The sequence below is a fragment of the Fibrobacter sp. UWB12 genome (genome assembly GCF_900142485.1).
Classification (GTDB): domain Bacteria; phylum Fibrobacterota; class Fibrobacteria; order Fibrobacterales; family Fibrobacteraceae; genus Fibrobacter.
Map to the genome: position 1 here is coordinate 45,670 of NZ_FRAZ01000002.1, position 21,906 is coordinate 67,575.

Below are 21,906 nucleotides of genomic sequence, written 5' to 3' on the forward strand. Positions count from 1 at the left end.
TAAACCGTCAAGTAAAATTTCAATCCGCCCCAAATTCCTTCAACCTCAGTTCATTGATCATTGTTTCCAGGCTACACGCCGGCTCCTCGCCACGAAATTCACCACCAGGGCGGCACGACCGCGAAAATTTCCCTTCAGCATTTTTCTTCACACATTCGGCCTCGGCAAGCGTCCACTTGGCAATGATATCCTTTATAACCTTCTCGGTGTTTTCTGCAAGTTTTGTGAGCATGGTCCCCATATAATCCCCAAAACTACGGCTCCGTATACCATGCAGAACCTCCTTGCACTTGGGACAAGCCGCAGCCGCGACAGACGCTCCCGAAAGCGGAGAGCCCGAAAAGTAACGGATTACAGCCGTGCCGCCGCACTTACAGCCCACCCTGAAAGTATCGGTATCCCAAAGTTCCAGAAGCGCCCCCAGCTTGAGATTAATATTGACTTGCGTCCCCGCAAAATTGTAGCTCCTTGTTGTGGAAATCGGCCCGATATAACAACCGCCTCCCCCAAGCGCGTAATGCGCATCGATGTTTGCATAACGCGGTGTAGAGATGATTTCATCCCTGTGACGCATAATCAGGTCGATATTCTCGAAAAACAACTTGTACTTGCGCTCATAGCTCATTTTCCTTAGCTTCGCCATTTCCTCCTGTTCTTTGCGGTCCTGTTCCATTTCGTCGCTTACAAGCTTTAGACCGGTCGCCTGACGCTTGCATAGCGAAGCAAACGACTCTGGATGAGATTCCGGCTTCTTGAGATAATCGTTAATGGACTTCGAATCATCGAATATGATTGCCATAGGAAACTCCTTTTTTTTGACTTTTTACAGCAAATATGCCTTTTTCGTCCAATTAATGCACATATACAAATACATGCATCAATTACAAAATTCAATATACAATTTCCTCATGTCAAATACTGTCATAGTCAAAACTTTATTCCTCAAGAAAATTTTACCAAAGCCCAATTCCCTTTTTTTCATAAAAAACGGCATTTTTTACGGGTTAATTCTCAATTGGAGTATTTTCGTAACATTTTTCTAAGATTTCTAGAAACTTTTGGGTATATTCAATGACGGAGCAATGATAAAACCACATTTTCAGCCAAGGAGTGTATTATGCTTACTAAGCTCTCCAAAATTGTGGCTATCGCGATTATTATGTGCAGTTCAATGCTGTTTGCGCAAATCGACGCAACACCATTGGACGCACAAACAACCAAGGCTACTGAAAAGAAGCCCATGAGGACAACCAAAAGCCTTCAAAGCATGAATTTTTATCTGCCCATCGAATCTGAAACATGGAAGATAAAAGCCATAAACTTCGACTGGAGTTCAGTGAGCTACCAATTCGGCTGGACCCGCTATAGAACAGACGCAAATGGCTATTCGTCCATATTCGGTTTAGGTATCGGCTTTTTGAACGGTTCCCTCAAAGATGAAATCACCCGTAAAAAAACAGATTTAAAGGGACTCGACTTCAATTTAAAGCTAGGCATAGGCATGGCGCCGATTTCAAACGAATTGATTGTCGCAGTGCATTTTCTTTGCGGGCTCGACATGAAATTAATCGAAGGCGACGTCAGGACAGATACACGTAAATACAACCCAGGCGCCATATACGTTGACGCTGTTATCGGTGGCGATTTAGTCGTGGGCTACCACGTATTCGATTCAATCGGTGTAATCGGCGGTATTGACATCACTACAAACGCTTATGGAATCGGTGCTTATTACAACGATCCTGGCCGATTGTCAAAAACAAGCAGACTTTCTTACCTATTCACTGGAGTTAACGTTACCCCACACATCGGTATGTTCTTCGTTTTCTAATTCATCAATTCTCTCCTCCTCAAATCCCCCAAGGCCCCTGCACATCAAGTGCAGGGGTTTTTGCAATATTCTCTTATTTGCAATTTTTTATATATTGTAATAAACAACTATTTTGAGGGTAACAATGATAATCGTCAACACAGACTACATAAGCGGCAAGGAACTCGAAACGATTCAGCTCGTCAAAGGGAGCATCGTTTTTTCAAAGAATGTCGTACACGACATTTTCGCAGGACTCAAGACCATCATCGGTGGCGAAATCGCAGGATACAGCGAAATGATGAACGAGGCCCGTCAAAAAGCTACCGCGCGCATGATAAATGAGGCAACAATGATAGGCGCCGATGCAATCGTAAATGTACGTTTCGCCACAAGCAGCCTGATGGCAAGCGCCTCTGAAATTATCGTTTACGGCACTGCAGTCCGCTTCAAGAAATAACTAAAATAATACGCCGTAGTTTCGGGCGACAAAAAAAGCAAGTACGGTAGCAAGAGACAAGTACGCAAACACAAACAATGCGGCTTTTTTCCGGCTACCTTCAAAACGGATCTCTGGCAGGGTTTTCACAAAACAAATCTGCCAAAGATCAAACAAGACCCAAGCAAAGTTAACCAGAGCAATACAGAGGCCAACATGGGATGGAGCAATAAGGGCTACTAAAGTCAAATAGATTTTAATGCTCCCCGAAACACTGTTCGCGAGCATAAAATTATGAACACCAACAAAGCCACCCAGACATGCCACTATAGCCATCTTGGTTCGATTCTTTGGCTTTAATTCTTCAAAATCCATTTTGATCTCCCATATACACCGAGGCCAAAAGTAAAAACATTCTCCCCTTTTGAAAAATTTTATAGTTCTTACTTTTTTAGCATGGTGACTACAATCACAAATCTTTCTATTTTTTTATTATGGCAAAAACATTACACTTCGGTAAATTCGCAGCAGTCCTCCCCGCTGGCGGGCTTGGCAAGCGCATGGGCGGCAACATTCCCAAGCAGTTGATGCAACTGGGCAGTAAACCCGTCTACCAGTATTCTCTCGAAACATTCCTCAAGATGGACGAGATTGCAGAAGTCGTCATGGCGGTTCCTGCAGACTGGAAAGATTTTTTCGAAAAGGAAATTGAGACCTGGTTTTCTACAAGCAATTTTCCCGAGAATATTAGAACAAAGTTAAAAATCGTTCTGGGCGGAAAAGAACGTTGGCAGTCCGTAGAAAACGGAGTGAACGCACTCACCAGTAACGCCGAATACGTTCTCGTACACGATGTCGCACGCCCGTTTATAAGCGAAAAAATCATTCGCGATGTCTGCGAAACACTCGTCAATCAAGGGAGCTGTCTCGTTGCAAAGCCTGCAATCGATACCATCAAGATTGCAAGCGATGGCCGCATCGAAAGTACGATTGACCGCAACAAGGTCTGGCTCGCCCAGACTCCGCAAGCAGCCCGCATCGATTTGCTCAAGCAGCTCTATACGCGCATCGCAAAAGAACCGCTCGACTTTACGCCGACCGACGAAGCCAGCATTCTCGAATTTTTTGGCGAGCCCGTCTATATCGTGAAAGGCGAATCTGCAAACGACAAACTTACCACGCCCGAAGATTTCGAGATCTTCACGAACAGGGCAAAACACATTTAATTTTTACGAGGTAAAATGAAATATTTCAGACTCCTTGGCATTCTAAGCGCCTGCGTTCTTATGACTTCATGCGCACAATCCCTTTCTGTATCCAAGAAAGAGACTTTCGAGCAAAAATCAGGCGTCATCGGCGTGTTCCGCCAGCCTGTTGGTTTCTGTAGCGGCGGATACCAGCAGCAAATCAAACTCGGCGGTGAAAAAATCATCGTCAAGCCCACTTGGACTAGCGAACAGGACAATCTCTTTTCGGCATATATCCAACCGGGAAAAGCAGATTTAGAGTCTTATAGATACTCTTGTGGCTTTACGGAAACAACACTTACCCTTGCTGAAAAACACGGCGTTGTCGTTCCGCAAAACGGTTTCTGCAAAATCGTCATTTCATTCCTCAATAACGATGAATTGTTCTCGAAAAACGAAGTCCTGCTATTCAACCAATTCAAAAAAGAAGAAGTAGCGGCTGAGTTCGACGATATTCCTTATTGCGAAACATATTAAGCAATTTATCGAGCTAATATTTTCTACATTTACGCCGAAAAATTAAGCAGGCATGGATTTTGCGGACCATCTAGGCAAAACGCCGGGACTTACGCAAGTTTCGTGCCACAAAGGGTAATAAAATGAAAGTTTCTTTGAATTGGCTTAGACGTCACGTTGACCTTCCGGAATCTGCGGAAGATGTCGCAAAGGCGCTCACCTCCATCGGTCTCGAAGTTGAAGGCATGGAAGAACCGGGCAAGGTCTATGACAAGTTGCTCGTTGCAAAGGTTCTCACTTGCGATCCGCACCCGGATAGCGATCACTTGCACATCACTACCGTGAACGACGGCACGAACACCATCCAGGTTGTTTGCGGAGCCCCGAACGTCGCTGCAGGCCAGACGGTTGTGCTCGCCCCGATTGGCGCAGAACTCCCGCTCCCCGACGGCACCAAGCTCAAGATGAAGAAATCCAAGATTCGCGGTGTCGAAAGCTTCGGCATGATTTGCGCCGAAGACGAAATCGGTCTTTCCGACGACCACGCCGGCATCATGGTTCTCGATGACAGCATTCCGGCAGGTACGCCGTTTGTTAGCCTCGGCCTCTACGACGTCTGCTTCGAACTGAACGTCACGCCGAACCGCCCAGACGCTCTTAGCCACCGCGGTGTCGCTCGCGAACTCGCCGCCAAGTTTAACCGTCCGCTCAAGCCGCTCGCTTACAACTTCAAGGAAGATTCCGAAGACGCAAGCGCCGCCATCAGCCTCGAAGTCGTTCCGGGCTGCGGTTGCTCCCGCTATGTGGGTCGCGTCATCAAGGACGTGAAGGTTGAAAAGTCTCCGGCATGGCTTGCTAAACTCTTGCACGCTGTCGGCATGAACAGCATCAACAACGTCGTCGATATCACGAACTTCATCTTGATGGACGTCGGTCAGCCGCTCCACAGCTTTGATATGGACCAGCTCCACGGAAACAAGATCAAGGTCCGCCGCGCCGTCAAGGGCGAGCATATTGAAACGATCGACCACACTGCACACGAACTCATCGAAAACGACCTCGTGATTTGCGACGGTGACCGTCCGGCTTGCGTCGCTGGCGTTATGGGCGGTGTCGAATCCGAAATCGTCGACGCTACGAAGAACGTGTTCCTCGAAAGCGCCTGGTTCAACCCGACCGTTATCCGCAAGCAGGCCAAGCGCCTCTGCATCTCTACGGACTCCAGCTACCGCTTCGAACGCGAAATCGACTTTGCTACGCAGGACGAATACAGCAAATACGCTTGCGCCATGATCCAGGAAGTCGCTGGTGGCCGCATCCTCAAGGGTTCCGTCGAATACACCGGCGAAGACCACAAGAAGGAAAACAACCAGGTCACGCTCCGCGTCGCTCGCGCCGCCAAGGTCATCGGCATGGAAGTTTCCGCCGAACAGATTGAAAAGTTCCTCACGGGTATCGCTCTCGAAGTCGTGAAGAAGGACGCCGAATCTCTCACGTTCAAGATCCCGAGCTTCCGCCCGGACCTCGAACGCGAAGTTGACCTCATCGAAGAAATCGCTCGCCTCATCGGCTTTGACAACATTCCGTACAGCTTGCCGAAGTTCACGATGCAGCCGAACGAACTCCCGGCTATCGAAGTCTTGAACCGCAAGATCCGCAAGACGCTTTCTGCCATGGGCCTCCACGAATGCTTGAGCCTCCGCTTCACGAGCAAGGCCCGCACCGAAGCCCTCTTTGGCCCAGAAAGTGACGACCGTCGCAGCAAGCCGGCTCTCCTCTTGAACCCGCTTTCCGAAGAACTCGGTGCTGTGCCGACGAGCCTTCTCCCGAATTTGCTCAAGGCCGTTGCTGAAAACGAAAAGAACCGTCCGGGTTCTGTTCGTCTGTTTGAAGTTGCCAAGGGACAGTTCAAGCGCGACCGCAAGGACGAACGCGATACGGGCTTTGACGAATCCAACCTCGTCGCCCTCACCATCGCCGGTAACTTTGACGTGGACCCGCTCAACGACAAGCCGAAGCAGATTGACTTTGCCGCCTTCAAGGGCTTTGTCCAGAGCTTCTTCAAGCGTCTCGGCCTCGTCGTGGAATTCCGCGCCGCCGCAAAGCCGGAACTATTCCTCCACCCGGGCAAGCAGGCCGAAATCGTCTGCAACGGCACGGTACTTGGAACGATGGGCGAACTCCACCCGAACTGCCTCAAGGCTAACGAAATCAGCTACGAGACCTACGTGATGGAAGCCGACATGGACAAGATGGAACACGAAAGCCACAAGAAGATTGTGTTCCAGCCGTTCAGCCGCCAAGTGCCTTCGACCCGCGACATCTCTATCGAAGTTGCAAAGTCGATGACTCACGAAGATGTGCTCGCCCGCATCAAGGCTCTCAACCCGAAGAACCTCGCAAAGATCACTCTCAAGAGCATCTACGAAGGCGAAAAGATTGAAGCCGGCAAGAAGAACATGGTTTACAGCCTCACCTACCAGGCTATGGACCGCACGCTCACGGACGACGAAGTCAACAAGGCTCACAACAAGCTTCGCGACAAGCTCGTTCAAAACGGCGACATCGTTCTCCGCTAACAGCAACTGCGGCGCATCCCGTCTCCTCGAACAGAGTGAGGGACAACCTCAGAAGGCGAGTGTCGCAGCCATGCTTGCATGGATATGACCGAGCCAAAGAGGTTGGGGCTTGCCCCATTCAGTTAAATTCACAAAAAAGAGTTGGTCACGCGACCAACTCTTTTTGCTTTTCAAGCAAAATTCACTTTTCTAACGGCGTACCCAACAGAACCTTTTTACTCGTCAAGTTAACCATACCCGTCCAGTTGCCGCGAGTTATCATACCCCTATACGTTGAATTGGACAGAATTGTACCGAAGGCAACTCTTTTGCCACTCTTTGCATCATAGTAAGCAAAATTACCCTTAGCCGTTAAATACAACCTTTCACAAACACCATGAGTCTCACATGAAGTTTCCTTCCTCGTCCCTCCAATCCAAAGACTATCCAGGACAAGATAAATTTCAGCCGATTTATCCATTTCCGTAAATACAGGCGCATTCACGCCCTCATCTTTATGAAGGACCTTTTCAATTTTAATTTTATCCTTAGGGATTCTTTTCATAGAGTAATGAATACCCGATGTCCGATTTTCCAAATCAGATATAAGTTCTGCAATGAACCAGTCATTGAATCGACCTGGATATTCCGGGATATCTTGATCAAATTTTTCCGGATTATCAAGAAACGGATCCGTGAACACGATATTCACCTTAGAGGGCTTTTTTGTCCAAGATTCCTCCACCGAATTACTTGGCGAAGAAGAGAATAATAAAAAGATTAAAGCACACCCTGTCAAGAAAGGGCAAGCAATCAGCGTAACAAGAATTAGTTTCAGCTTTTTCACACCACCTCCAAGTTTTTTGTGAAAACATTATAAGTTTCCAAATTATAGAAAAATCCAATAAACAAGTAAAAAAAGAAATCTAGTGAGTTCCGTGTTGTTCACAAAGGATTGGAACGTTACCGCCCGACAAAATCATGGCTGCAATCGAGCCGTAGCAAAGACCTTTCCCGACTTTGGACATAGCCTCATTAACGTTCTTTCTATCTTCAGAGCCTATCAAAATCGTTGGGTTATGGAACCCTGCTGGAATTGTTTTCGGTAGCTCTGGAGTTTCATCGCGAAATTCATTTTCAGCAGGTTTAAAAATCAAGTACTGATCTTCAATTGTAGGGACATTATCCGTTTCAACTGCAGGTTTTAATGCAAGTTGCGCAGCGCAATATACGCTCCCAACAAGCACAGAAACTACGATGATTTTTAATGAATGAACCACAAACACACTCCCCCAAGTTTGGACTTAATTCAGTCCAAGCTGCTCACGTACATTCTTGATAAATTCATATTCTTCGGGCGACATGTTGCTCTCATTGTCATCTTCGCGAGATGCGTTCGCAATACGGACCATGCAGTTCGTCACCTGAATTTTAAAATCGTTTGAAGCCGACTGGAGCGCCTTGACGCAAGCCTTTGTGCGGTCACTTGCCGACTTGTAACCTGCATAAAGGTTGTTGAATTCGTCCCAACTAGCGTTCGGAGTCACTTCGTCATGAATTTTGTCAAGTTCAGCACTTTCCGCTTCCGTTGCCGAAGTAGCCCCCGGCAAAAGCTGTTCATTCTCGTGGTTATGCGAAAGGCAGGCTGTCTGCCAGCACAAAATCAAAAGTGCCATATCAAAATTCATAAGAACCTCTGTTTGCATAGTCATCCGCTTAAAAAGCGATATGACAAATTTTAAATATTTACGTTTTAAAAATACGAAAAAAAGTGATTAGTAAACAAAGGTTCATAAACTAATTATGGGTTTATATTTGGAGCAACCACGACCCTTATCAGAAAATTTTTCAAAAAACAGAGGCGTTTTTACAGGATTCCCTCCCCTATTCCAAGGTCGAGGATGACGATTTCAAGATGACTAGGTCAAGGAATACCACTCCTGAATGACACGTCGGTAACTAGTAACTAGAAACTCTTAACTAAAAAATCCTGATTACTTTACTATATTAAACAGCATGGCATACATCGCAATGGCGCGTAAGTGGCGCCCGCAATCATTCAGCGATATGGTCGGTCAGGAACATATCGCAAAGACTCTTGAGAACGCCATTCAGGGCGGTCGTCTCCATCATGCATTCCTTTTTACCGGCACCCGTGGTGTGGGCAAGACTACTAGCGCCCGCATCCTCGCCCGCACGCTCAACTGCAAGGGCTCTGACCCGCTGCACCCGTGCGGTGAATGCGACAGCTGCAAGGATATCGCCGGCGGAAACCCGATGGACGTCTATGAAATAGATGCGGCCTCCAACACCAGCGTCGACAACATCCGCGATGTGATTGATCGAGTGCAGTACCCGCCTGTCATCGGCAAGTACAAGATTTTCATTATCGACGAAGTCCACATGCTCTCGACAGGCGCCTTCAACGCTCTCCTCAAGACGCTCGAAGAACCGCCCGCCCACGTGATTTTCATTTTTGCAACGACCGAAGTCAACAAGGTCCCGCAGACGATTTTGAGCCGTGTGCAGCGCTTTGACTTCAAGCGCCTGACCGTTGACCAAATCCGCAGCCGCCTCCGCTACATTTGCGAACAGGAAGGCATCAAGGCCACCGACGAAGCCCTCGACATCTTTGCCGAAAAGGCCGACGGTTCCATGCGTGACGGTCTCACCTACTTTGACCAGGCATACGCATTTACCGGGAACGAGATGACTGCGGAATCAGTCCGCTCCGTCCTCGGCATCCCGCCTGTAGAACTTTTCTTCTCGCTCATCCAGTCTATCGAAAACCACGACATCAAGGGTTGCTTCCGCATGGTGGATGACGCCGTGAAAATCGGTATCGAGTTCATCCCGCTGCTCGACGGCTTTGGCAAGTTCCTCCGCAATTTGCTCTACGCCCGCCTCGATGCATTCACGCCAGATGCACTCAACATTACCGAAGAGCTTTACACCAAGTACAAGAGCTGCGCACAAAGTCTCACCAACGGTGACATTCTCCGCATAAGCAAGATGCTTATCGACTTGCAGGGTACGCTCCGCTACAGCACGAACCCGCGCCTCCTCGTCGAGACGACTTTCGCCCGAATGGCTTGGCTCGACCGACTGGTCGATTTGCGAAAAGCTCTTGCAGCGATTAACGATCCTAAAAGCGCCGAAAACGACGCGGTAAAAAAAAAAGTAACTGAAGTCAGCGCCATGATAGACGCCCAGGAAGAAGTCCAGGCGTCTTATGATGACCCGTTTGCAGGCTACGATCAGGGTGGCGTTCAGGCGTTTTCACGTTACGAGATTTCTGCCGCTTGGCCGTCCATACTTTCGAACATCGCCAATGACGGTGACTACGTATTTTCAGCAGCCATCGCTAATACGACTCTCGAAACGGGCGACCCCGAAATGAACCCGTTCCCGATTGCGCTTACTTACGCGGGCACCACAGAAAACGCAGACAACTGGGGCTACCGCCAGATGATGGAACGCCAAGACTACGTCGAACGCGTCACACGCATTTTGGAAGATCGCCTACAGACAAAAATTGCGCTTTCTATCCGCACTCGAGCCTTTACCGAAACAGAACTTGCCGAACAACGCGCCGCCAAGATGAGCCCCTACGAACTCGACTTGGAAAAAGAACCGGGGCTAGCAAGGCTCAAGCAAATGTTTGCCACCGAACTCGTCTTCACCAAGAAAATCAAGAAAGCAGCCTTGGTTGCACAATGCGATGACGAGGATTGCGACGCGTAGATTATCATGGACCCTATCGGTCGCAAGCTCCCTCCAGGGTGACAATAAAAACGTCATCCTGGAACGAAACGTAGTGTAGTGATAGGATCCAACCAGATAAAAATTCTATAATTACGAACGATAAACGACTTTAGTGTTTCCTCTGGAGCACAAAAACAACCTTTAATACACTCAAAAAGCGAGGATATATTCATGGATATGAGCAAAATGCTTAAGGACCTTCAGAAAATGCAGAGCAAGATGCTTAAGGCCCAAAACGACCTCAAGGCACAGAGCTTTGATGCCGAAGCCGGAGGCGGAATGGTGAAGGTCGCCATGAACGGAAAAGGCGTGCTCACGATGGTGAAAATCAATCCGGACGCAGTCGATAAAGACGATGTCGAAGCTCTCGAAGACCTCATCATGGCTGCAGTCAACTCCGCCGTCAAGAAGAAAGATGACGCCACCCAGTCTAGCATTTCCGACATCACTGGTGGCATGAAAATCCCCGGTTTGATGTAATTTTCATCAAATTTCGCAAATTTTGCTGCATTTCATCCCCAAAATTTGCGCTTCATCAAATTCAAAAAAAAGCACCCTTATAAATAGGGCGCTTTTTTTTTACATTTGGCCCGTTAATTATATTCAGGAGAACGAATGTCAAGGAAATTTTTAGTCCTTTCTGCCCTCGCACTAGGGCTGATTGTACCAGCCTCGGCAAAAACCTACACCCGAGATGAAGCGGTCCAGACCGCCATTGAAAACTCTCCGGATGTCAAAACTGCTGAAGAAGACCTCATCAAGGCATCTTCTCAAGTTGATGCAGGCTACGGTAACGCATACCCCTCTATTGACCTTAGCGCCAATGTCACCCGTATTTTTGGACTGGACGATGTAAAAAAAGCATCCGTTTTTACGGATGCCGCAAAAGACATGGCTAGCAAAAAAGACGATGCTGGCTACCCCAAAGCAAACGCTTTTGACCAAAACGTTATTGGTCCAGGCATGGACGGGCTTATTTACGGCATGAAATCTCAAGGTTACCGCTGGCAGTCCAGCGTGGGCCTCACTGTAACCCAGATTCTCTACGCTGCAGGCAAGGTCGGTACCGCCATCGATATCGCCAAGGCCTACAAGCACATGGAAGAAGTCAATCTCGAAGACAAGAAGTCTAGCATCCGCTACGCCGTTGATAGCCTTTTCAACAGTTTGATCCTCCTGGATTCAAATATCGCCATCACAGAAGAAGGCATCAAGCAGACTGAAGAAAATCTGAATATCGCCACGCAGAAATTCCAAAGCGGATCTGGTAAAGAAATCGATGTGATTCGCGCACAACTTGAGTTGGAAAGCCAGCGTTCCAATCTCGAAAAGACAAAGAAATTGCGTATCCTCGCCAAGAACGCTCTTCTCAACAAGATGGGACTGGATTGGGATTCCGAAGTGCAGTTCGTCGGTGAACTTCGCATGCCCGAAGCAAACCTCCCCTATCCGGACACGGCAATGGCCAGCGTGAAAAAGCGCCGTAGGGAATTGGCGATGCTCGAAGCCACCGAAAAAATGAGAGAAAAGAATATCGAAATCGAAGAAGGCGGCTACAAGCCGACAATCGCCTTGCTCGGAGGTCTCAAATACGCCAATAACCAAAACAAGATTACCGAATGGGATGCCCCGAAGTGGGACAAACTCAACAAGTACGTTTCTTTAAATTTGTCGATGAACCTTTTCAACGGCATGCAGACCAAGGAAGCCGTAGTTCAAGCAAAATCAGAACTTCGCAGCACACAACTCATGAAAGAAACTGCAGAACGCGGATTCCGCCTGCAAATAGAGGCGTGCGTCAACAACTTGGAAGACGCACAGAATCAAATCGAAATTTCAAAACGCCAGGTAGACTTGGCAAATCGCGGATACGAAATCTCCGAAGCAGCCTACCAAATCGGTGCGGAAACACAAATCAACCTTCTTGACGTAAGCCAGAAGCTTCGCTTGGCCAAGCTTGGCTACATGAAGGCTGTTCTTGACTGGAACAATGCCTACAACGCATTGCTCAAGGCCACTGGTGAATACTAAGATTTAAGAGGAAGACAATCATGAAGACCATTACAAAATCAATCATTACTATTTCTGCCCTGTCGCTCCTCCTCGCTGGATGTGGCGACGCCAAGAAAGACGCCAAGTCCGAGAAAAAAGTTTCGACCATCGAAGAAATCCAGAAGGTCAATGGCAAGCCTGCTCGCGTTGTGAAGGCAGGCGTTGTCAAGCTTACCGACGTCCGCGCCTTTAGCGGCACCATCGAAGGTAGCCAGCAGACAAAAGCAACCGCAAAACTCAGCGACCCGATTTCCAAAGTCAATGTCCGCGTCGGTTCCAAAGTCAAGAAAGACCAAGTCCTTGCTGAATTCGTCTTTACAGGCGACAACACAGGCTACCAAGAAGCTAAAGCTGGCATTGAAATGCAAGAAAAGACCCTCACCCGCTTGAAAGAAGTACAGGCCAAGGGTGGCGTTTCTCAGCAAGACGTAGACAAGCTCGAAACCGAAATTAACGTTGCCAAGATGAAGATGGAAACCGCACGCCGCGCAACGCTCGTGCTCGCTCCGTCCTCCGGCACCATTACCGAAGTCAAGTTCAAGGTCGGTGAAGTTCCGGGTGTCGGTGGCGCCATGTTCACCATCGCAAATCTCGACAAGGTAATCCTCAAGCTCAATGTCACGAGCTCCGAAATTGGCTTTTTCAAGAAGGGCGCTAAGGCAACGATCGAACTCAACGGCGAAAAGCTCGTCGGTGAAGTGAGCCTCATCCCGCTCGCCGCAGACCCGATTACGCGTTTCTTCCCGGTCGAAGTGACCTTCAAGAACAAGAACCGTAAGCTCCTCCCGGGCATGTACCTCACCACAAAGATTGACGCCCGTGAAGTCACCGGCGTTACCGTCCCTGTCGAAGCCATTGTCTATAGCAACGGCGTGAACTCGGTCTGGATTGTCGATAACGAAGGCAAGGCCAAGCGCAAAATTGTGCAACTCGGTGTGCAGACCAAGACCGACATTCAAATCAAGGATGGCCTTAGCGAAGGCGATGTCGTGATGGTCGAAGGCCAGAACCGCATGAACGACGGCGACAAGGTGCTGATTGTCGAATAATCGACACTGGAGTATAGTCAATGATTAAAGCCAGTATTTACAAACCAATCACCATGCTCATGGTCATCTTGACCGTGGTGGTGTTCGGTCTTTATACCTATTCTATGATGGTGGTGGACTTGATGCCGAAATTCGAAGTCCCCGTGGTTACGGCCACCATCATTTACAAGGGCGCAAACCCTGAAGAAATCGAAACCACAATTATCAAGCCGATTGAAGAACAAGTGGAACTCGTGGACGGTATCGACTACGTGCAGTCCATCTGCTTGGAAAACTACGGCATTATCGTCGCCATGTTCAACATGGGCGTGAACGTGGACGTTGCCGCAAACGACGTGCGTTCCAAGGTGGACCTCGCCTCTGCGGACTTCCCGGATGCCGTGCAGGCTCCGATTATTTCAAAGGTCGATATTAACGGTGCCGCCATCATGGCAATTTCGTTTACCGGCCCTCTGAACTCTACGGAACTCCGCCAGAAAGTCGAAGACGAAATTGAACCGCTCTTCACCTCTGTTTCCGGTGTCGCAAGCGTTGATATCTTCGGTGGTACAACCCGCCAGATTGCCATCGAAGTCGACAAGGAAAAGATGATGGACCGTGGTGTCGATATCGGCACCATGATGGGCCTTTACGGCATGTCCAACGTTAACCTCCCGATTGGTGAAGTTATCGGCAAGCACAAGAACACGTCTGTGCGTACCGCAGGTAAGTTCAAGAACCTCGATGAAATGCGCAACATGGAAATTCCGACGGAAAAGGGAGTCGTCAAGCTCTCTGAAATTGCCGTCGTGAAAGATACCATCGAAACAATTACATCGACTTCCCGCTTTAACGGCATCAACTCAGTCGCACTCGATATCAAGAAGCGCTCCGACGCAAACGTCGTGGAAGTTTCCAGAGGCGTGCTCAAGCGTTTGGAAGAAGTCAACAAGACTCTCCCGGAAGGCTTCAAGCTCACGCTCATTTACGACAAGTCCGAAGCTGTGAACGAATCTATCGATAACGTTATTCAAAACATCATTATCGCCATCGTGCTTACCGCCGCCCTCTTGCTCTTGTTCCTCGGCAAGTTCTCTACGATGATTATCGCAGCCCTCACGATGCCGATTTCTGTGATTGGCGCTTTCACGCTCATGTACTTTGCAGGTTTTGGTATCAACATGATGTCCCTCATGGCTCTTTCGAGTTCCGTGGGTCTGTTGGTGACGAACTCCATCGTCGTGCTTGAAAACATCAACAGCAAGTTGAACCAAGGCCTTGACCCGAAGGAAGCCGCCTACAAGGGCACTTCTGAAATCATGATTGCCATCATGGCTTCGACGCTCACCAACGTCTGCGTGTTTGTGCCTATCGCATTCATGAAGTCCATCGTAGGTATCTTCTTTAGAACATTCGGTATGACCATGGTGTTTGCAACATTCGTGTCGCTCCTCGTGACATTTACGCTTACACCGCTTATGGCCGCCTACTTGTTCAAGGGTAAAAAGAAAGACGAAAACGGAAACATCATCGAAGAAAAGCCGGGCTTTATCGGAAGTTTGTTGGGACTTTTCCCCAAGGCCTTGAACGGTGTACGCTTTGTCTACTTGAAGATGCTTGGTTTCTGCCTTTCTATTCCAGGCGTGATTGTCCAGGTTTTGGCTCTTATAGGAACATGTGCTATCGTGTACCTTATGGCTACGCAGTACTTGACCGTTGAACTTACCCCGAGACAGGACCAAGGCATGATGAGCATCAAGCTCGAAATGCCCGTAGGTACGAATATCGAAACGACCGACAGCGTGGCTCATATTATCGAATCCCGCGTCAAGGATATTCCTGAAATTGTCCACTACAGCATGAACGTGGGTGGTTCCAACGGCTTTACGACCGTAAACCAGGCTACCATGCGTGTAAGGCTCTTGAAGGACTGGGAAAAGAAGAAAATGAAAGACTGGAAGGGCAGACACCGCAGCACCGACGAAATCGTCGACTCCATCCGCCCGTACCTCGCCAACATTCCTGACGCCTACATTTCCGTGAAATCCACCTCCGCCTCTGAAATGCAGAACAACTCCGCCGGTGACGTGGTGCTCGAAGTGAGCGGTCTCCATGCAGACTCCGTGATTAAGGCTTCTCAAATCGTCCTTGACCGCGTCAAGGAAAAGATTGACGGTATCGTGGATATCAAGACAAGTTACGAAGCCGGTAAGCCGGAAATCCGCTTGATTCCGAATCGTGCAGCACTTGCCGACTACGGTGTAACGCTAGAAACCGTCGCAAACTACAACTACATCGCAGTGAACGGTTTCGAAGCAGGCCAGTACACCGAAGACGGTGAAGAATACGACGTTTACGTACGCTTGATGGAAAAGGATAGACAGAGCCATGCCGACATCGAAGACCTGCCAGTCAAGACTCCTAAAGGTTACGTGAGTGCAAGTGAACTCTTCCACATCGAAGATGGTGCAGGTCCGACACGTATTGACCGTAAGCGCAAGATGAGACGTGTAGACGTTTCGATGAACTTGCTCCCTGGCCACACGACCGGTGAAATCATGGGCAAGCTTGGCCAACTTACTGCAAGCATGAAGGACGAACTCCCGGAAGGCATTACATTCAGCTTCGGTGGCAACGCCGACATGCAGAACGACATGCAGAAGGAATTCATGACTGCAATCGTGATGGCAATTCTCCTCACCTACATTTTGCTCATCGCACTCCTCGAAAGCTTTGCCCAGCCGTTCATCATTATGACGACCATCCCGATGGGTGCTATCGGTGTGCTCCTCGCCCTTATCTTTACCGGCAAGGCGCTCTCCATGATTGCCCTCATGGCTATCGTTATGTTGATTGGTGTGGTGGTGAACAACGCCATTCTTTTGCTGGACGAAGCAAACCGCCTGTTGCGTAGTGGAAGCATGGGCCGCCGCTCGGCAGTGCTTACGGCCGCAAAAGCCAAGTTCCAGCCGATTATGCTTGCAACGCTTGCCTCCGTGATTGCACAGCTCCCGCTCGCATTCGCACTCGGTGGTAACGTCGCCGCCATGACGCAGCCGATGGGTATCGCCTCTGTGGGTGGCTTGATCGTGTCAGCCGTGCTTACCATGTTCCTTGTGCCGACATTCTTCTGGCTCCCGAACGCCCTCTTTAGCAAGGCCAAGAAAGGAGCCAACAAAGTCAAGGCAAAGTTCAGCAAGGCATAATTAAGTTTCATTAGACAACTCCGCAAAGTCCCCCACCCGGGGGACTTTTTTGCATTTATAGCCATTGGCTATTAGTCAATAGTATTTAGCCATTGTTTTTTATAATCGCGGCTTCGCCGCCAAACTTTAACAAACAACTAATGACCATCGACCATTGACTACTTTGCAAACCATAGGTTGCAAAATTTGCATGAAAGTGATTTTTAGAATTTTTTGATTGTATTTTACGGGGATGAATACAAAAATTTTATCCAAAAAATGGTGCCAGAAAAACGGGATTGCAGTAATGGCGGAAGCCGAGTGCTGCGGAGAATGTGTCATGGAAAGCGATGAAAAAAGCGCCGCGCCCCTGAAAATCGCAGTACCGAATGCAAGCGACGAACTTTTACTTGAAAAAATCCGATTTATCACGCAGCAACAAATTATTCCCGAAGAACACACCCCTGCCGAAATCCGGCTGATGCACAGCCACGCAGAATCTATCGATGATGAAGATTTGTTCAAAGACATCAAGCAACTTGATGCATCGCGCAACACATCCTGGGAATCAGAACCCATTATAAATCTCGTCGATAGCCTTATCGTCAAGGCATTGCAGAAAAAAGCAACCGACATTCACCTTGAACCGATGGCAGACGCGCTCCGCGTACGTTTCCGCATTGACGGACTTTTAACGGAATACCGCACATTTCCGCAATGGCTTGCCGAACCTGTTTTGATACGCTTGAAGGTCATGGCAAATGTCGATATCACAGAGCGCCGTTTGCCGCACGACGGGAGTTTTGCATTTGAGGATTTTCACGAGAAAGTGAACGTGCGCTTAAGTACAATCCCGATTAGCAATGGCGAAAAATGCGTTTTGCGACTGCTCCCCGCAAATGATTCCGCACAAACGCTCGCTAGTCTCGACTTTAGCGAAAAAACGCTCCAAGCACTCCGCCGCATTTTCAGCGCACCGCAAGGGTTATTCCTTGTAACAGGCCCAACCGGCAGCGGCAAAACAACAACGCTTTATGCAGGACTCCGAGAAATCATCCTGCGGAAAATAAACGTCACGACCATCGAAGATCCGGTAGAATACGAACTCCGCGGAGCCAATCAAGTTCCCGTAAACGAAAAATGCGGATTCACGTTTGCGGTCGCATTGCGTTCCATTTTACGCCAAGACCCAGACGTGATTCTCGTTGGCGAAATACGCGATACAGAGACGGCACAAATCGCCATCCGAGCTGCACAAACAGGGCATCTCGTATTGAGCACGTTGCACACGAACAGCGCCAAAGCCGCAACATCTCGCTTAATTGATCTCGGCATTTCTCAAAGTATTTTAAACGAAACCTTGCTCGGAGTTTTCGCACAACGCCTCGTAAGAAAGCTAGACAAAAACGAGTCTTGCAAGTCCACCCATCATTACAAAGGCAGAACCGTTGTCTGTGAATTACTCTTACCCAATAACACCTACGCCGACGGCACCATGCAAGAAAACGCAGCACACCTCATCCAACAAGAAATCACCACCGAAGAAGAAATTATGAGAGTGCTAGGATTATAGTCACTAAATTTGATGGATTCAATCGGTCCTACGGACCTTCAGAATGACAGTACAATGTTATGTCACCCTGGAAGGACTCTAGCCCCTGTAAGGGGATAGAGGACTGATAGGGTCCATTATAATTTATAGAACAAGTCGTTCCAATCAGGATTCATTGATTGTATCAACTCAATCTTTTTTTCCCTTAACAAATTTTTCATAGACTTTTCTCGTTCTATAGCATGCCGCATATCCGTATGCTCTTCAAAATATCCCAATTTATCTACACCATATTTTTTAGTAAAACCATCAAAAGACTTTTCTTTGTGTTGCGTAATACGCTCTTTTAAATTACTAGTTACACCAACATACAAAGTTCCATTTATATGGTTAAATAAAATATAAGTGAATCCTTTTTTTTTGCATATGCAAACCCCTTCATAAAGGAATATACAAATGCTAACTTAAAAAAAGCAATGGATCCTATCGTCAAATGCTATTCAAGAAATAATGGTTTCTATCGGCACTCCGTGCCTCCAGAATGACAGGTTCCAGGATGACAGCGTTCAACAGGGGCTACTTTTTCCCACCAAACCAATCGTTGATGTCTTCGCCTTCTTTCATTGACAATTTACCGAACTGATCGACACCATCGCCAAGCACAACCGTGCGAATTCCCGCCTGCGCAAAAACAGTCTGCAAATACTCCGTACCACTGCGGCCCGCTTCGTCCTTGTCCAAACAAAGCACAACGCTCTTATTCTTGAAAAGCGGTAACCATTCGGTCTTGAATGAGCGCACTCCAGGAATTCCAATGGCAGCAATGCGTTGCCCCAAAAATGTAAGCGTGTCGACCACGCCTTCGCAAAGGTAAACCCAGCCAGGCCTTCCATCAAGAGCCGAAACGTTGTAGGGGAACGGAACCGTTCCGCGCAAATTCAGTTCCTTCGGAACAACAGTGCTATCGATTGCTCGAGCTTGAAAATAAAACGAACGGCGTTTGGTGTCGAGATACGGGAAAAACAGCGGATGCTTGTAATACCTCAAGTTTCCTTTTTCGCTAAAAAGTCCCACGTACTTGAGGACTTCCAAATCGTAAGTTTCCTTGAGCTTGTTGTTGAGTGCGCCATAATCCATTATCGTACGCAAAAGCATTTTGTCCCAAATAGGCTTGTAAATGCGGCGCCGAGCAAGGTATGATGCAGCCGGAGTCTTATCGACCGGGCTCAACATTTTAAGGAACGAAAGAATAATCTTCTTGCGTTCATCTTCTGAGACAAGTTCTTTTGAGGGCTCTAGCGAAGGATATTCAAGAGCAGCATCACGAATAGCAGCTTTTGCAACAAGTGCGGCATTTTGAGCAGTCGACACATTCGGAGCAGGAGAACTATTCGGTTGCGCCGTAGCAGAAGCAGGATTCGTCGTTGCCACGCGATTTTGCACCGGAGATTTTGCCCCAGGCACCAAGAATCCATACGTTTCCTTGAGCCAGTTCAAAGCTTCTAAAAAGGAACAATTCTTGACAATCTGGACAAGCGAAATCACATCGCCACGGACATCATCGCAGACCCAGCATCGGAAAGTTCCACGTTCTTCCGAGAACGAAACAGAAGGCGTTCTATCGCCGTGTGAATGACGAGTCGGAAAAAAGCAACGGCAACGACCACGCACCACAGGCACACCTAGCGCAGTCGCTACTGCAGTAATCGAGAGCGCCGCCTTAAATTGTTTGAGTTCCTCTTCTGTCATTGCACAAAGAATATATATATTTTCGTCATGATTATTCTTGAAAATGTACCGATGTACGAGCACACGTCCTTTAAAGTAGGCGGTCCTGCAAAATATTTTATCAAAACTGAATCAATCGACGATATCAAGGAGGCGTTGCAATTCGCAAAAGAACGCGCTCTCCCGAGCTACATACTCGGCAAAGGCACAAACTTGCTCGTTTCAGACCGCGGTTACAACGGCGTCATCATCCAGCTCGGTAAGTTTTTCTCGGAAATCACGAATCTCGGCAACGGGAAAATTTGCGTCAAAGGCGCCACGCCACTTGCTCGCCTCGCCCGCTATACCATTAACGAAGGGCTTGCCGGCATCCACAAACTCGCAGGCATCCCCGGGAGTCTCGGCGGCGCGATCTACATGAACGCAGGCGCTTATGGACAAGATGTTTCGCAAACTTGCGTTGAAGTCGAAAGCATCGATGCCGCCGGGAACGTACACACAAGACACGCCGCAGACTGCAAATTCGCCTACCGCCACAGCATTTTTCAGGAACTCGCGGCATCCGTAACTTCTGCAGAAAGCGCCGAAACAATCCTTTCTGCCGCATTCCAGCTCACGCCTGCCATAGAACTCGGCAAAACAGTCAAGGATATCGAAAACGAAATGCAAGAATGCATGACAAAGCGCCGCAATTCACAACCACTTTCCATGCCCAATGCCGGCAGCACCTTCAAGCGCCTCGATGCAGGCGCTGCAGCCACACCCACGCAAATCGCACCGGGCTATTACATCGAACAGGCGGGATTAAAAGGGTTCCGCATCGGTGGCGCCGAAGTAAGCCGCGTCCATGCAAATTTCATCGTAAACGTAGGCGGAGCAACCGCAGCAGACATCAAGGCGCTTAGCGAATACGTACAAAATGCCGTTGCCCAAAAATTCGGCATCCAACTAAAACGCGAAATTATATTGCTTGGGAAATTTTAATATTTTATACGCAAAAATTTCAAGGAACGCTCAATGATTTGCAAAAAATGCGGAAAGGAATACGAAGACGACATGCCATGTTGCCTTTGGTGCGATGCTCCTAACGAAGAGCATCCGAACTTTAAAAACAATCCACATCATGACAGTACAAAAACGCACGAAGCAAGCATCGTTTCCGCCCCGCAAGAAAACTGCGTCGAAGATGACCGCAAACCGGCCGGTTTATTCATGTGGAGTTCATTCATCTTTGGACTAGCTGCATTCGGTTATATTTATGTAGCTATTATCCAAACATTGCTTCATCATAAAGTTTTGCGCGAGACTAAATCTTCATTAAGTTTCTTTTTCAAAATATTTGTTGCCAATCTTGCTTTATTTTTCCTCACCCTTCCATTCGCCAACACTATTGCAAATATTGCCAGCAAACATCCTCAAATATCTCAATCCGTCAAAGGGCTTATCCCACTTTTAGTATGCATCGGATACGCCACCGCACAGGGATTTATTTGCGCAAAAATAGTCAATACACATGTCCCCGACTACGATGTAAAAATGTACCGTAAAAAGGAAAGAATTGCAATAGGTATTGCAATTGTCGTATTTATTATAACTTCTATCGTTATTGCGGTTTGCAAACAAGCCTAGACATCATAGCAAAGACAGCTATTCATTCACTGTTGACGGCAACGGGTCATAGCGATTGAGAATCCACACAACCAACACGTACACCGAGCCGCCAATCATGCCGCCGAGAGCATCGGCGATCAAATCATAACCGCTGCAATCGCGCCCTTCCACAAAACTCTGGTGATATTCGTCCGTGCAACCGTAAGCAAGCGCAATAGCCATCACGATTAACACCTTGAGCCACGGTTTCAAAGACCACTGGCCACGTGCCCACCACATGCAAAAGCAACCCGCCAAAGTCGCATATTCGCACGTATGCGCCAGTTTATCCCACACATGCGGGAAATCTTCGAGTTCATAAGATGTCATCGATGAAATTTTGAAGATTATCGCCATGCAGAGGATGGCTGGGACTTTTCTGAAAAACGGGTACTTGTCAAAGAGCGATTCAAACATGGACGCAAATTTAGCTTTT

At 48.1% G+C, this 21,906-nt stretch carries 21 protein-coding genes; 13 read left to right on the forward strand and 8 right to left on the reverse strand.

Annotation, left to right across the window (positions count from 1 at the left end; translation table 11 throughout):
- Positions 1 to 19 precede the first annotated feature (19 nt).
- Entirely contained in the window at positions 20 to 799 is a 780-nt protein-coding gene (locus BUA34_RS02735) for a hypothetical protein (protein ID WP_072827228.1), read from the reverse strand.
- Positions 800 to 1,117: 318 nt separating this feature from the next.
- Here BUA34_RS02735 and BUA34_RS02745 point away from each other — a divergent pair, with 318 nt between their 5' ends.
- Together BUA34_RS02745 and BUA34_RS02750 are read left to right on the forward strand one after the other, a co-directional pair.
- Positions 1,118 to 1,831 (forward strand): hypothetical protein, encoded by a 714-nt coding sequence (locus BUA34_RS02745; protein WP_072827230.1) that lies wholly within the window; start codon positions 1,118 to 1,120, stop codon positions 1,829 to 1,831.
- Positions 1,832 to 1,955: 124 nt separating this feature from the next.
- On the forward strand, positions 1,956 to 2,270 hold the full coding sequence (locus BUA34_RS02750) for a YbjQ family protein (protein WP_072827231.1): 315 nt from the start codon (positions 1,956 to 1,958) through the stop codon (positions 2,268 to 2,270).
- On the opposite strand, the gene BUA34_RS02755 is transcribed toward BUA34_RS02750, so the two are convergent.
- Positions 2,271 to 2,624, reverse strand: a complete 354-nt coding sequence (locus BUA34_RS02755; protein WP_072827232.1) for a hypothetical protein — start codon at positions 2,622 to 2,624, stop codon at positions 2,271 to 2,273.
- 119 nt (positions 2,625 to 2,743) lie between these two features.
- Here BUA34_RS02755 and ispD point away from each other — a divergent pair, with 119 nt between their 5' ends.
- From ispD to pheT, 3 genes are all read left to right on the forward strand, one after another.
- A complete protein-coding gene (ispD, locus tag BUA34_RS02760) occupies positions 2,744 to 3,475 on the forward strand; it encodes a 2-C-methyl-D-erythritol 4-phosphate cytidylyltransferase (protein ID WP_072827233.1) in 732 nt (243 codons plus the stop codon).
- 15 nt (positions 3,476 to 3,490) lie between these two features.
- Positions 3,491 to 3,973 carry a hypothetical protein gene (locus BUA34_RS02765; protein WP_072827234.1) on the forward strand — a complete coding sequence of 161 codons (483 nt, stop codon included), beginning with the start codon at positions 3,491 to 3,493 and terminating at the stop codon, positions 3,971 to 3,973.
- 122 nt (positions 3,974 to 4,095) lie between these two features.
- Positions 4,096 to 6,531 carry a phenylalanine--tRNA ligase subunit beta gene (gene pheT / locus BUA34_RS02770; RefSeq protein ID WP_072827235.1) on the forward strand — a complete coding sequence of 812 codons (2,436 nt, stop codon included), beginning with the start codon at positions 4,096 to 4,098 and terminating at the stop codon, positions 6,529 to 6,531.
- 181 nt (positions 6,532 to 6,712) lie between these two features.
- On the opposite strand, the gene BUA34_RS02775 is transcribed toward pheT, so the two are convergent.
- The 3 genes from BUA34_RS02775 to BUA34_RS02785 form a co-directional block, all read right to left on the reverse strand.
- Positions 6,713 to 7,357 carry a hypothetical protein gene (locus BUA34_RS02775; RefSeq protein WP_072827236.1) on the reverse strand — a complete coding sequence of 215 codons (645 nt, stop codon included), beginning with the start codon at positions 7,355 to 7,357 and terminating at the stop codon, positions 6,713 to 6,715.
- A gap of 79 nt (positions 7,358 to 7,436) precedes the next feature.
- Positions 7,437 to 7,790, reverse strand: a complete 354-nt coding sequence (locus BUA34_RS02780) for a hypothetical protein (protein WP_254794290.1) — start codon at positions 7,788 to 7,790, stop codon at positions 7,437 to 7,439.
- A gap of 24 nt (positions 7,791 to 7,814) precedes the next feature.
- On the reverse strand, positions 7,815 to 8,198 hold the full coding sequence (locus BUA34_RS02785; protein ID WP_072827238.1) for a hypothetical protein: 384 nt from the start codon (positions 8,196 to 8,198) through the stop codon (positions 7,815 to 7,817).
- A 328-nt stretch (positions 8,199 to 8,526) separates the two neighbouring features.
- Between BUA34_RS02785 and dnaX the strand changes: the two genes are divergently transcribed.
- The 6 genes from dnaX to BUA34_RS02815 all read left to right on the forward strand — a co-directional run bounded on the left by dnaX (position 8,527) and on the right by BUA34_RS02815 (position 18,113).
- Entirely contained in the window at positions 8,527 to 10,254 is a 1,728-nt protein-coding gene (gene dnaX, locus BUA34_RS02790; protein ID WP_072827239.1) for a DNA polymerase III subunit gamma/tau, read from the forward strand.
- 192 nt (positions 10,255 to 10,446) lie between these two features.
- Complete coding sequence (locus BUA34_RS02795) at positions 10,447 to 10,755, forward strand: YbaB/EbfC family nucleoid-associated protein (protein ID WP_072827240.1); 309 nt, start codon at positions 10,447 to 10,449, stop codon at positions 10,753 to 10,755.
- Between the two features lie 135 nt (positions 10,756 to 10,890).
- Entirely contained in the window at positions 10,891 to 12,306 is a 1,416-nt protein-coding gene (locus BUA34_RS02800) for a TolC family protein (RefSeq protein ID WP_072827241.1), read from the forward strand.
- Positions 12,307 to 12,326: 20 nt separating this feature from the next.
- A complete protein-coding gene (locus BUA34_RS02805) occupies positions 12,327 to 13,376 on the forward strand; it encodes an efflux RND transporter periplasmic adaptor subunit (protein ID WP_072827242.1) in 1,050 nt (349 codons plus the stop codon).
- Positions 13,377 to 13,396: 20 nt separating this feature from the next.
- The gene (locus tag BUA34_RS02810) at positions 13,397 to 16,561 is read left to right on the forward strand and encodes an efflux RND transporter permease subunit (protein ID WP_072827243.1); all 3,165 of its coding nucleotides are present in this window, start codon (positions 13,397 to 13,399) and stop codon (positions 16,559 to 16,561) included.
- Positions 16,562 to 16,793: 232 nt separating this feature from the next.
- The gene (locus BUA34_RS02815) at positions 16,794 to 18,113 is read left to right on the forward strand and encodes a GspE/PulE family protein (protein ID WP_072827244.1); all 1,320 of its coding nucleotides are present in this window, start codon (positions 16,794 to 16,796) and stop codon (positions 18,111 to 18,113) included.
- A gap of 116 nt (positions 18,114 to 18,229) precedes the next feature.
- On the opposite strand, the gene BUA34_RS02820 is transcribed toward BUA34_RS02815, so the two are convergent.
- Positions 18,230 to 18,520 (reverse strand): GIY-YIG nuclease family protein, encoded by a 291-nt coding sequence (locus BUA34_RS02820; RefSeq protein ID WP_072827245.1) that lies wholly within the window; start codon positions 18,518 to 18,520, stop codon positions 18,230 to 18,232.
- A gap of 148 nt (positions 18,521 to 18,668) precedes the next feature.
- Complete coding sequence (locus BUA34_RS02825) at positions 18,669 to 19,841, reverse strand: CHC2 zinc finger domain-containing protein (RefSeq protein ID WP_072827246.1); 1,173 nt, start codon at positions 19,839 to 19,841, stop codon at positions 18,669 to 18,671.
- A 27-nt stretch (positions 19,842 to 19,868) separates the two neighbouring features.
- Between BUA34_RS02825 and murB the strand changes: the two genes are divergently transcribed.
- On the forward strand, positions 19,869 to 20,804 hold the full coding sequence (gene murB / locus BUA34_RS02830) for a UDP-N-acetylmuramate dehydrogenase (RefSeq protein ID WP_072827247.1): 936 nt from the start codon (positions 19,869 to 19,871) through the stop codon (positions 20,802 to 20,804).
- A gap of 33 nt (positions 20,805 to 20,837) precedes the next feature.
- On the forward strand, positions 20,838 to 21,449 hold the full coding sequence (locus BUA34_RS02835; RefSeq protein WP_072827248.1) for a hypothetical protein: 612 nt from the start codon (positions 20,838 to 20,840) through the stop codon (positions 21,447 to 21,449).
- A gap of 18 nt (positions 21,450 to 21,467) precedes the next feature.
- On the opposite strand, the gene BUA34_RS02840 is transcribed toward BUA34_RS02835, so the two are convergent.
- Complete coding sequence (locus tag BUA34_RS02840) at positions 21,468 to 21,887, reverse strand: VanZ family protein (RefSeq protein ID WP_072827249.1); 420 nt, start codon at positions 21,885 to 21,887, stop codon at positions 21,468 to 21,470.
- Between the last annotated feature and the right edge of the window lie 19 nt (positions 21,888 to 21,906).